Genomic DNA, 12,058 nt, shown 5'->3' with positions numbered 1-12,058 from the left:
CCGAAGGCGGCACACCAGCACCACCGGACACCGGCGCACCTCTGCCGAAATCACGGGCCGCGGCCTCCCCACCCCAGGGGGGCCGCGGCCCCTCGCGCATCCTGCGCGGGTGCCGGCAGGCCCTGCCAGCGGGTTTCGTCAGCAGATTCCCATCAGTTCGACTACCACCCAATGGGGTGAATCCAAGGCTCCGGACCTACCACCCCAAATGACGCTGTGCAAAGCTTTCATTACCCTCGGTTTACCGAGTCTTGATGGTCCCCTCCGCGGGACCTCCTTGATGGTCCACGGTCCGGCCGGTGACACCCGCACTCCCCGCCGCGCCCACGCCATCCCGCCACACCGTCGCGACCCACGACAGCCGATCCGCCCCCGAGCCCCACAACCGGACTCACCACCGGACCTGACTGCGTTCGTTCCCCGGACAGACGGGAAGACAATGACCCTCGACATCTCCAGCGCCCCCATCGCCTCCGACACCACCGACCACGCACCGCCGGGCCCGCCCTCCCGCACCCGGTGGATGCAGGACCTCTCCGCCTCCCTGGTGGTCTTCCTGATCGCCGTGCCGTTCTCACTCGGCATCGCCATGGCTACCGGCGCCCCGCTCTCCGCCGGTCTCGCCGCGGCGGCCGTCGGCGGCCTCGTCGTCGGACTGTTCGGCGGCACCCCCCTCCAGGTCAGCGGCCCCTCCGCCGCGCTGACCGTGATCACCGCGGGGCTGATCGGCCAGTACGGCTGGCAGGCCACCTGCGCCATCACCCTCGCCGCGGGCCTGCTCCAACTCCTGCTCGGCGTACGCCGGGTGGCCCGCACCGCACTCGCCGTCTCGCCCGCCATCGTGCACGGCATGCTGGCCGGCGTCGGCCTCACCATCGCCATCGCCCAGCTGCACGTCGTACTCGGCGGCTCCCCGCAGAGCTCGGCGCTCGCCAATCTGCTCGCCCTCCCCGACCAGCTGGCGGGCCCGCACCCCCCGGCGCTGATCGTCGGCGCCCTCACCGCCGGCGTGCTGCTCGGCTGGCCCCGGCTGGGTCGGCTCCCGGGCCGAGCCGGGGAGTTCGGCGCCCTTCTGGGCAAGATCCCGGGCCCGCTCGCCGCGGTCGCCGCCGCCACCACGCTGTCCCTCACCCTGGGCCTGCGACTCGCCCGCGTCGACATGCCCGCCTGGCAGCCGCACGACCTCGTGCCCGAGCTGCCGCACGGACCGCTCGCCGGAGTCCTGGCCGCCGTGCTGACCGTCACCGCCGTGGCGAGCGTCGAGTCGCTGCTCTCCGCCGTCGCGGTCGACCGGATGTCCCGCCGCACCGGCGACCTCGACCGCGAGCTGCGCGGCCAGGGCCTCGCGAACATGATCAGCGGCGTACTCGGCGGGCTGCCGATCGCCGGCGGCGCGGTGCGCAGCACCGCCAACGTCAGGGCCGGTGCGCAGAGCCGCTGGTCCTCGATCCTGCACGGCGTCTGGGTGCTCGCCGCCGCGCTGGCGCTGACCGGCGGCCTGCGCCGGATCCCGCTGGCCGCACTGGCCGCGCTGGTCCTGGTCGTCGGCCTGCAGATGGTGAGCTTCGCGCACATCCGCAAGGTGCACCGGCACCGCGAGTTCCCGGTCTACCTGGCCACCGTGCTCGGCGTGGTGCTGCTCGGCGCACTGTCCGGGGTGGCCCTGGGCGCCGCGACGGCCGTCCTCCTCGCGCTGTACCGGCTGACCCGGGCCCACGTGGACGTCCTGCCCGCCGACAACGGCACGGTCACCGTGCAGACGCACGGGCCGCTGACCTTCACCGCCGTCCCCCGGCTGAGCCGGGCACTGGCCGGCATCCCCGCCACCGCCGCGGTGACGGTCGTCCACGACGGCTCCTTCCTGGACCACGCCGCGTACGAGACCCTGCACAGCTGGCGGGCCGGTCACCAGGCCGCCGGCGGCAGCGTCTCGATGGTGACGCGCCCCCGGGAGGACGAGGTGCTCGACCCCGACGGCACGGTCCGGGCCGGCAGTTCCCCGGGCCCGCACCGCTGCCGGGCCTGGACCCCCTGGGTCGGCCACCACTGCATCGAGCAGCAGGGGGACCCCCACAGCCGGCTGCTGGACGGCGTCCGGGTGTTCCAGCTGCACACCGCCCCGCTGGTCCGCCCCGAGCTTGCCCGGCTGGCCCGGGAGGGGCAGACGCCCTCCCAGCTCTTCCTGACCTGTGCGGACTCGCGCATGGTCACCAGCATGATCACCAACAGCGGCCCGGGCGACCTGTTCACGGTCCGCAACGTCGGCAACCTCGTCCCCGCGCCGTTCGAGCCGGGCGCCGCGGACGACTCGGTGGCCGCCGCCGTGCAGTACGCCGTCGAAGCCCTTGAGGTCCGCTCCATCACGATCTGCGGGCACTCCGGATGCGGTGCCATGAAGGCACTGCTGGACGGCGTGCACGAGAGCCCCGGACCGCCGACCCCGCTCACCCGCTGGCTGCGCAACGGCCGCGGTTCGCTCGACCGGCTGAGGCGAGCCCCCGCCGGGTTCACCGCCCGCCCGGTGGTCGACCTGGTCGAACAGCTCTGCATCACCAATGTCGTACAACAGCTGGACCAACTGCTGGCCAACCCCGCCGTGGAGCGCCGGGTGGCCGAGGGCACCCTGCGACTGGTCGGAATGTACTTCGACTTCGCCACCGCGCAGGCGTACGTGCTCGACCGCGAGAGCGGCCGGTTCAGCCCGATCGAGGCACTGGGCGCCGGTACGGGCGGTACCGCCGCCGAGGCCGTGGCGGCCGCGTCAGACGGGTCCGTACCCTGCGACACGCCCGAACGTGTCAACGAATTCGAACACATCTGCGCCCCCGCCGTGGAGGCCCCCGCGGCCACCACCGCGGCCGTCCCGGGGGGTGACCCCCGACTGGCCGCCTGAGAGCCGGGCCCGCGCCCCGCCGGGCGGGCAGGGGCGCGGGCCCACCCCCAGTCGTTCGTCCAACTCTTCGACTATCGATCAAAGGTCTACACCAATTACCCGGAGCCTCTTGTCAACTGACCTCTTCGCCTGGTGAGCTGTGCGCTGGGACACACGGGACAATCCCCACGCACGGGAATGCCCCCGATCATGACTCGATGAGGAGTGCGCGTTGAGCAACGAGAGCCTGGCCAACCTGCTCAAGGAGGAGCGGCGATTCGCCCCGCCGACAGAGCTCGCCGCCGCCGCCAACGTCACCGCGGCCGCGTACGCGCAGGCCTCCGAGGACCGCCTCGGCTTCTGGGCCGAGCAGGCCCGCCGCCTCACCTGGGCCGTCGAGCCCACGGAGACCCTCGACTGGTCGAACCCCCCGTTCGCCAAGTGGTTCGCCGACGGCAAGCTCAACGTGGCGTACAACTGCGTCGACCGCCACGTCGAGGCCGGCAACGGCGACCGCGTCGCCATCCACTTCGAGGGCGAGCCCGGCGACAGCCGCTCCATCACCTACGCCCAGCTCAAGGACGAGGTCTCCCAGGCCGCCAACGCCCTGCTCGAACTCGGCGTCGCCAAGGGCGACCGCGTCGCCGTCTACCTGCCGATGATCGCCGAGGCGGTGGTCGCGATCCTCGCCTGCGCCCGGATCGGCGCCACCCACTCCGTCGTCTTCGGTGGTTTCTCCGCCGACGCCGTGGCCTCCCGCATCCAGGACGCCCAGGCCAAGCTCGTCATCACCGCCGACGGCGGCTACCGCCGCGGCAAGCCGTCCGCGCTCAAGCCCGCCATCGACGAGGCGCTCACCAAGGTCGACGGCGTCGAGCACGTCCTGGTCGTCCGCCGCACCGGCCAGGACGTCTCCTGGACCGAGGGCCGTGACGTCTGGTGGCACGAGATCACCGCGCGCCAGTCCACCGAGCACGCGCCCGAGGCCCACGACGCCGAGCACCCGCTCTTCATCCTCTACACCTCCGGCACCACGGGTAAGCCCAAGGGCATCCTGCACACCTCCGGCGGCTACCTCACCCAGGCCAGCTACACCCACCACGCCGTCTTCGACCTCAAGCCCGCCACCGATGTCTACTGGTGCACCGCCGACATCGGCTGGGTCACCGGCCACTCCTACATCGTCTACGGCCCGCTCTCCAACGGCGCCACCCAGGTCATCTACGAGGGCACGCCCGACACCCCCCACCAGGGGCGCTTCTGGGAGATCGTCCAGAAGTACGGCGTCACCATCCTCTACACCGCGCCCACCGCGATCCGCACCTTCATGAAGTGGGGCGACGACATCCCCGCGAAGTTCGACCTCTCCTCGCTGCGGGTCCTGGGCAGCGTCGGCGAGCCGATCAACCCCGAGGCGTGGATCTGGTACCGCGAGCACATCGGCGCCGGCAAGACCCCCATCGTCGACACCTGGTGGCAGACCGAGACCGGCGCGATGATGATCAGCCCGCTCCCGGGCGTCACCGAGACCAAGCCCGGCTCCGCCCAGCGCGCCCTGCCCGGCATCGCCGCCACCGTCGTCGACGACGAGGCCAACGAGGTCCCCAACGGCTCCGGCGGCTACCTCGTCCTCACCGAGCCGTGGCCCTCGATGCTCCGCACCATCTGGGGCGACGACCAGCGCTACATCGACACCTACTGGTCGCGCTTCGCGGGCCGCTACTTCGCGGGTGACGGTGCCAAGAAGGACGAGGACGGCGACATCTGGCTGCTCGGCCGGGTCGACGACGTCATGCTCGTCTCGGGCCACAACATCTCCACCACCGAGGTCGAGTCGGCGCTGGTCGGCCACCCCGCGGTCGCCGAGTCCGCCGTCGTCGGCGCCACCGACGCCACCACCGGCCAGGCCATCGTCGCCTTCGTCATCCTGCGCGGCACCGCCACGGACAGCCCCGAGCTGGTCGAGGAACTGCGCGCGCACGTCGGCCGGACGCTCGGCCCGATCGCCAAGCCCAAGCAGATCAAGGTCGTCGGCGAGCTGCCGAAGACCCGATCCGGCAAGATCATGCGCCGTCTGCTGCGCGACATCGCCGAAGGCCGCGAGGTCGGCGACACCACCACCCTCGCCGACAGCTCGGTGATGAGCCTGATCCAGTCCCAGCTCCCCGCCGCGGGTAGCGAGGGCTGAGCACCCTGAGCTGAACAGCGCTGTGCCCCGGGCGGTCGCGACCGCCCGGGGCACAGCCGTCTACGCGTCGGGCCCGGCCAAGGGCCACACCGCGCACCGGCCCGCCCTTACCGGGGCGGCTCCTCCCGACGCTCCGCCACCAGGGTGCGCAGCGTGTCGTACGCGCCCTGGACGAAGCCCCGACTGCGCAGCGGCAGCGCGCCGGCCATCACCGCCAACCCGACCTGAGCCCGCGGGCTGAAGCCGACGAAGGTGGTGAACCCCCGGGTGGCACCCGCGTGGTAGACGACCTCGTCGACTTCCGAGACCTCCGAGACCTCCGCAGCCCCATCACCATCGAGGAGGTCGCCGAAGCCCAGGCCGAAGCCACCACCCTCGCCACCGTCACCGCCCCTGCGTCCCGCGCCCCCGCCCTTGTCGGGCGCGACCGGGCGCTGGTTCCAGCCCAGGCAGATCCGCGCCCCGCTGCGGCGCCGACCGGCCCGCGGCCGGCGGACCTCACCCAGGGCCGTCCGCAGCGCCGCCGCGTCCGCCCGTTCGGGCAGCGGGACGGCGTCCAGGGCCAGGTGGGCCTGGAGGTAGCGGAGCATGTCGTCCGCCGTGGAGCGCAGCGCCGCCGCGCCGGGCAGGGCCGGCAGCCGGAAGGACGGGACCCGCCGACCGCGCCGGTACCCGGCGGCCTCCTCCCGGCCGGGGCCGCAGGAGGTGTCCACCAGGCCGAGCGGCCCGCAGACCCGGGCTTCCAGCAGGTCGTCGTAGCGCTGTCCGGCCGCGTTGGCCAACAGCAGGCCGAGGAGACCGCAGCCGAGGTTGGAGTAGCGCACCTGCGCGCCCGGGGTCCCGCGGACGGGCGTCCGGGGCAGCGCCCTGAGCAGGTGGGCCGGGCCGAAGGTCGCGTACGGGCGGGTGAACCAGCGGGGGGCCGCCGTCGGAAGGAGTCCGACGGGCAGGCGGGGCAGCCCCGAGGTGTGGGTGGCCAGGTGGAGCAGGGTGATCGGCCGCTCGTGCGGGTAGCCGGGGGCCGCGTCGGCCGGCAGGTAGCGGTCGATCGGGTCGTCGTACCCCACCTCGCCCCGGGCCGCCATCTCGGCGAGCAGCAGGCCGGTGAAGGTCTTGGTGACGGAGCCCAGCTCGAACCTGGTGTCGGCCCGGACGGGCCGTTCGGCGGAGCGGTCGGAGTGCCCGCGGCAGGCGACCGTCCGCTCGTCCCCGCGGATCACCACGACGGCGACCCCGCCCCCGGGGGCGGCGGCGCGGAACAGCGGGCGGAGCAGATGGTCGAGGTCCGGCCCGGGCTCCTGCCCTGCCCCGGAGTCGGACGCCACGGCCGGGCCGCGCCCGGCAAGCGGGGCGAAGCCGCCGGCCAGGTCGAACCCACCGGTCGGATCGGACACCGCGGCATGGTCACGGACGGCACGGTCACGGACGGCGCGGTCATGGGAAGCCTGATCACGGACAGCCCGGTCACGGGCGGCAGCCGGGCTGGGAAACGGACCGTTCATCGGGCGGCCCGGTCACGGGGCGATAAGAGGGGCGGTCTGGGCATCGTCGTGCCTCCAAAACGAACGGGGATCGCGCCACCCGATCGGGTCGGCGCCTGCGACCGACGATAGGGAGGCGTTCACCCGTCTGCATGCGGCCACGGCCATTCGGGTGCCGCCCACAGCGACGTCACGGCCGCGCAGAGCGCGCACAGGACGCGCAGGGCGCCCAGAACACACAACAGGACATACCGAGCTAGATCCTGAAATATGACAATCAGGATGTCACCTTGCGGTTCCCGCTAGAATGTCAACGACGCATCAAGATCTCCGCCAGGAGGTCCGCTGCGTCATGGGGCGCGCCGGGAAGTCTGGTCGGCACTGCACTACAGGTGCATCCGCATACCGTTCCCCCGCCCCAGGAGGTCCCGCGTGACCAGCCCGCCCCCTGTCAACGAGCCGACGACCCGACGCCGCCAGCTCCTCGGCCGGCTGTCACTGCCCGAGCGCACCTTCATCACCGACGCCCTGCGCACCGAGACGGTCGGCGGCATCCTGCTGCTCAGCGCCGCCGTGGTGGCCCTCATCTGGGCGAACGTCTGGCCGAGCGCCTACGAGAGCGTCCTCGACTACACCATCGGCCCGTCCACCCCGCTCCACCTGAACCTCAGCCTGGACGCGTGGGCCAAGGACGGCCTGCTGACGATCTTCTTCTTCGTGGCCGGCATCGAGCTCAAGCGCGAGTTCGTGGCGGGCGAGCTGCGCACGCCGAGCGCCGCGTTCCTCCCCGTCATAGCGGCGGTCTGCGGTGTCGCGCTGCCGGCGATCGTCTTCGCCGTCACCAACTCCGGCAGCGGCGGGCACCCGGGCGGCTGGGCGATCCCGACCGCCACCGACATCGCCTTCGCGCTCGGGGTGCTGGCCGTGGTCGGCAGCCACCTGCCCTCCGCACTGCGCGCCTTCCTGCTGACGCTCGCCGTCGTCGACGACCTGATCGCGATCCTGATCATCGCGATCTTCTACAGCTCCGGTATCAAGTTCTGGGCGCTCGGGCTGTCGTTCGCCGGCCTGGTGCTCTTCTGGTTCCTGCACCGGCGCAGGGTGCACGGCTGGTACCTGTTCGTTCCGCTGGCGTTCGTGATCTGGGCGCTGATGCACGAGAGCGGCGTGCACCCCACGGTGTCGGGCGTCGCGATGGGCCTGATCCTGCGCTGCCACCGGGTCGGTGACGAGAAGCAGTCCCCCGGTGAGCACATCGAGCACCAGGTCCGCCCGCTCTCGGCCGGGCTGGCGGTGCCCGTCTTCGCGCTGTTCGCCGCCGGGGTGACGATCTCCGGGCCGGCCCTCGGCGAGGTGTTCACCCAGGCCACCCCGCTCGGGATCGTCCTCGGTCTGCTGGTGGGCAAGACCGTGGGCATCTTCGGCGGCACCCGGCTGGCCGCCCGCTTCACCCGCGCCGAGCTGAACCCGCAGCTCACCTGGGCGGACATGTTCGCCGTCTCGGTAGTGGCCGGCATCGGATTCACGGTCTCACTGCTGATCAGCGAGCTGGCCTTCCCGGACGATCCGGCACTGGCCGACAAGTCCAAGGCGGCCGTCCTGGTGGGCTCGCTGCTCTGCGCCCTGATCGCCACCGCGCTGCTCAAGCTGCGCAACCGGCACTACCGCCAGTTGTGCGAGGAGGAGGAGCGCGACCTGGACGGCGACGGCATCCCCGACGTCTACCAGCAGGACGACCCGGCCTGGCAGGCGCGGATGGCCGAGCTGGGGAAGCGCCCGACGGAGCGCGGCCCCGACGGCGAGGCCGGCTCCGACCCCGGCCCCGGATCCGCCGCACCGCGCTGAGACGCCCTGAGCCACACCGAATCACGCCAAGACACGCCAAGACACGCCGAGACGGGCCGAGATCGGCCCGCCGCACCGGCGGAACCGGGGCCCCGCCGCAGGGACACGTCCATCCGGCGGGGCCCCGGAGTGGTGTCCGACTGACCGGTAGGGGCATGATTCTGAACTGTCGACAGTCCACTGACGCCACCGGGCCCCGGCCGGTCCCGGAAACCGACCCGGGGCCTCCCGGGAACCGCACCGCACGGCGGCGTCACGCCGCACAGCCGCAGAGGAGAACCGCTGATGCCCGCAGGAGCCGCAGACCCGTCCAGCAACGGCCGGGCGCCGTACGAGGGCGAGCGTTCGGTGGGACAGCTGTTCTCGGCGGCCACCGCCGACCTGTCCGCGCTGGTGCACGACGAGATCGCGCTCGCCAAGGCCGAGCTCCGGGCGGACGTCAAGCGCGGGGTCTCCGGCGGCGTCTCACTGGCCGTCGCGGGCGTGGTGGCGCTGGCCGCCGTCCCGATGCTGAGCGCCGCGGCGGCGTACGGGATCCACGCGCTGGGCGTGTCGCTCGGCTGGTCGTTCCTGATCGTGGCCGGCGCGTACCTGCTGCTGGCGGTCCTGCTCGGGCTGTTGGCGCTGCGCTCGTTCAAGCGGATCGAGAAGCCGCACCGCACCATCGAGGGCGCCCAGAAGACCGCGGACGTGCTCAAGAACGCCCGGCCGCGCCCCGCCACCCAGGAGGAGATCGACCGGGGCCTGGGCCGCATCCCGTAACCCTCGGAAGCAGCCCTCGAAAGGCCCTGACCGGAGGCCGGTCCGGAGCCGAACCGGAGCCGAACCGGGGCCGGTCCGGGCGCCCCGCCCGCGCCCGCGCGGCATCGGGCGTACCGAGAGCGAGTGCCGGGCACGTGTCCGGCGCACGGATGTGACACGCTCTCGGTATGCCGCTCGACCAGAAGCCCCTGCCCTCGCAGCCGTCCGCCAGCTCCGGCCCCGACCGCGCAACCGGTCGGGACTCCGCCGCAGGAAGCACGGCGGGCACCGCCGGGGAGGCTGGCGAGACCGGGGAGGGCGCCGCGGACGGCGCCACCGAGACGACGGCGCAGAAGGCGGCCGGCACCGCACCGGAGGCGGCCCCCGAGGCACCCTGGGACATCCGGCAGCCCGGCCCGTGGACGCACCGCGACCTCGCGGCCAACGGCGCCCGCTTCCACATCGCCGAACTGGGCCAGGGCCCGCTGGTCCTGCTGGTGCACGGCTGGCCCGAGTACTGGTGGGCCTGGCGCCACCAGCTGACCGCGCTCGCCGAGGCCGGGTACCGGGCCGTCGCGCTGGACCTGCGCGGCATCGGCGGCAGCGACCGCACCCCGCGCGGCTACGACCCGGGCAACCTCGCCCTGGACATCACCGGGGTGATCCGCTCGCTCGGCGAGCGCCGGGCGCACCTGGTCGGCCACGCCTCCGGCGGCACCCTGGCCTGGGTGGCTGCCGTGATGCGCCCGTCGGTGATCCAGAGCCTCACCGCGGTCTCCGCCGCGCACCCCAGGGACCTGCGCCGCGCACTGCTGACGGACCGCCGCCAGATGGCCGCCTTCGACCACGTGCTGGGCTTCCAGCGGCCGTGGATACCGGAGCGCCGGCTGGTCGCCGACGACGCCGCACTGGTCGGCCGCTACCTGGACGCCTGGACCGGCCCCAACCAGCTGGACCGGACCACGGTGGCCGCGTACCGGCAGGCGATCCAGATCCCCAGCACCGCGCACTGCTCGATCGAGCCGTACCGCTGGCTGGTGCGTTCGATGGCCCGCCCGGACGGCATCCAGTTCGCCCGCCGGATGAAGAAGCCGATCACCGCGCCCACCCTGCACATCCAGGGCGCCGCGGACCCGGTGCTGCTGTCGCACACCGCGCTCGGCGGCGGCGAGTACGTGGCGGCGCCGTACCGCTGGCGGCTGCTGCCGGGGATCGGGCACTTCCCGCACGAGGAGGCGCCGGAGCAGTTCACGGCGGAGCTGCTGGACTGGGTCGGCCGCCACAAGGACTGAGCGGCGGCGCCCCGGCCGGCGGGCCCCGGAAGGCAGCCGGGAATTCCAACTCCCTTTATGTTGTGCTCATATGACAAACGCATAGGCCATTTTGGAAGCCCCTCGGGCGGTTACTCCGACCGGCCCTGGGGCATCCATTGCGGTATGACCTGGATGCCCGATCGCGGCAGCGCCCCGCGCGGCCGACGCCACAACAGCTCGCAGAGGTCCGGCCACCGTTCCGACTGGGCGGACGACCTCGGATACGACGGCGTGGACCGCCGTCAGCGATCGGCGCAGCGGCAGCTCGGCATCCCGCACATCCTCGGCCGCCGCGCCCGCTGGGTGGGCGCGCGCCTGCGGCGCGAGAGCTGAGGCCCCGCGCCGGAGCTGCTCAGAGCACGCACGCCGGAGCCTCCCAGATCGCGCACGCCACAGCTGCTCAGAGCGCGCAGCCCTGGGTGTCCACCCGGGCCGTCGCCGTACTGCCCTGCTCGGCGTCCTGGCGCACCTCGGCGGAGGTGAGCACGTACCCGGTGTCCGCGCTGTCCAGCGACTTGGCGAAGACCATGCCGAACACCTGTCCGTCCGGGGTGAGCAGCGGACCGCCGCTGTTGCCCTGGCGGACCAGCGAGCGCACCGAGTACACGTCGCGGACCACCTGGCCCCGGTGGTAGATGTCCGGGCCGTTGGCCTGGATCCGGCCGCGGATTCGGGCCGGCTGGACGTTGAAGGCGCCGTTCTCGGGGAAGCCGGCGACGATCGCGCTGTCGTTGGTCTTCGCCTCGCCCGCGAAGGTGAGCGGGGGCGCGTTCAGCTTGGGCACGTCCAGGATCGCGATGTCGCGCTGCCAGTCGTAGCGGACCACGGTCGCGTCGTACAGCGGTCCGACCCCGCCGATCTGCACGGTGGGCTCGTCGACGCCGCCGACCACGTGGGCGTTGGTCATCACCCGGTGCGGGGCGTAGACGAAGCCGCTGCCCTCCAGGGTCTTGCCGCAGGAGGTGGCGGTGCCGACCACCTTCACCAGGCTCTGCTTGGCCTTGGCGACGGCCGGGCCGCCGGCCAGCGCCGGGTCCGGCGTGTCGACCTGGGTGATCGGCTCGTGCTCGAAGGGGTTGAAGACCTGCGGGAAGCCGTTGCGGGCCAGCACCTTGGAGAAGTCGGAGAACCAGTTCGGCGCGTCGGAGGGCAGCGCGTCCTGGACGCCGCCGAGCACCGCCGAGCTTCGGACCTGCTTGGAGACGGTCGGCAGCGACGTCCCCGCCAGCGCCGACCCGATCAGCCAGGCCACCAGCAGCATCGAGAGGACGTTGACGACCGCGCCGCCGGCCGCGTCCAGCGCCTTGGCCGGGCGCTTGTCGATATGGCCGCGCAGCTTCCAGCCGAAGTGGGTGGTGACCGCCTGCCCGATCGCGGCGAACACGATCACCACCACGACCGCGATCACCGAGGCGGTGGTCCCCGGGCTGAGGTGGTCGAGCAGCAGCGGCAGCAGTTGGACGGCGAGCAGGCCGCCGCCGAGGAAGCCGAGGACCGACAGGATGCCGACCACGAAGCCCTGCCGGTAGCCGGACACGGCGAATCCCACGGCGGCGGCGATCAGCAGCAGATCCAGGACGTTCACCCGAACACCCTCCCATGGCGGGCGGCGGGGTCG

8 protein-coding genes are annotated in these 12,058 nt (G+C 72.8%); 6 read left to right on the top strand and 2 right to left on the bottom strand.

The features are described 5' to 3' along the window. Positions 1–439 precede the first annotated feature (439 nt). On the top strand, positions 440–2,893 hold the full coding sequence (locus ACGFZP_RS10940; RefSeq protein ID WP_392930856.1) for a SulP family inorganic anion transporter: 2,454 nt from the start codon (positions 440–442) through the stop codon (positions 2,891–2,893). A gap of 211 nt (positions 2,894–3,104) precedes the next feature. After that, positions 3,105–5,060, top strand: a complete 1,956-nt coding sequence (gene acs, locus ACGFZP_RS10935) for an acetate--CoA ligase (protein WP_392930854.1) — start codon at positions 3,105–3,107, stop codon at positions 5,058–5,060. A 107-nt stretch (positions 5,061–5,167) separates the two neighbouring features. Here the strand turns inward: acs and ACGFZP_RS10930 are convergent, their stop codons facing one another. After that, entirely contained in the window at positions 5,168–6,454 is a 1,287-nt protein-coding gene (locus ACGFZP_RS10930) for a serine hydrolase domain-containing protein (RefSeq protein ID WP_392930852.1), read from the bottom strand. Positions 6,455–6,973: 519 nt separating this feature from the next. Here ACGFZP_RS10930 and nhaA point away from each other — a divergent pair. The 4 genes from nhaA (at position 6,974) to ACGFZP_RS10910 (ending at position 10,773) form a co-directional block, all read left to right on the top strand. Next, on the top strand, positions 6,974–8,386 hold the full coding sequence (gene nhaA, locus ACGFZP_RS10925) for a Na+/H+ antiporter NhaA (RefSeq protein WP_392930850.1): 1,413 nt from the start codon (positions 6,974–6,976) through the stop codon (positions 8,384–8,386). A 285-nt stretch (positions 8,387–8,671) separates the two neighbouring features. Then, the gene (locus ACGFZP_RS10920; RefSeq protein WP_392930848.1) at positions 8,672–9,148 is read left to right on the top strand and encodes a phage holin family protein; all 477 of its coding nucleotides are present in this window, start codon (positions 8,672–8,674) and stop codon (positions 9,146–9,148) included. Between the two features lie 167 nt (positions 9,149–9,315). Then, positions 9,316–10,419, top strand: a complete 1,104-nt coding sequence (locus tag ACGFZP_RS10915; RefSeq protein ID WP_392930846.1) for an alpha/beta fold hydrolase — start codon at positions 9,316–9,318, stop codon at positions 10,417–10,419. 144 nt (positions 10,420–10,563) lie between these two features. Continuing rightward, a complete protein-coding gene (locus ACGFZP_RS10910) occupies positions 10,564–10,773 on the top strand; it encodes a hypothetical protein (protein ID WP_392930844.1) in 210 nt (69 codons plus the stop codon). 67 nt (positions 10,774–10,840) lie between these two features. On the opposite strand, the gene ACGFZP_RS10905 is transcribed toward ACGFZP_RS10910, so the two are convergent. Continuing rightward, positions 10,841–12,025, bottom strand: coding sequence for a MarP family serine protease (locus ACGFZP_RS10905; protein WP_392930842.1), 1,185 nt, complete (start codon positions 12,023–12,025; stop codon positions 10,841–10,843). Positions 12,026–12,058 lie beyond the last annotated feature (33 nt).

The sequence above is a fragment of the Kitasatospora sp. NPDC048239 genome, assembly GCF_043202015.1.
Lineage (GTDB): Bacteria > Actinomycetota > Actinomycetes > Streptomycetales > Streptomycetaceae > Kitasatospora.
The sequence above is the reverse complement of the archived record's forward strand: the minus strand, read 5'-3'. Positions and strand labels throughout refer to the sequence as shown.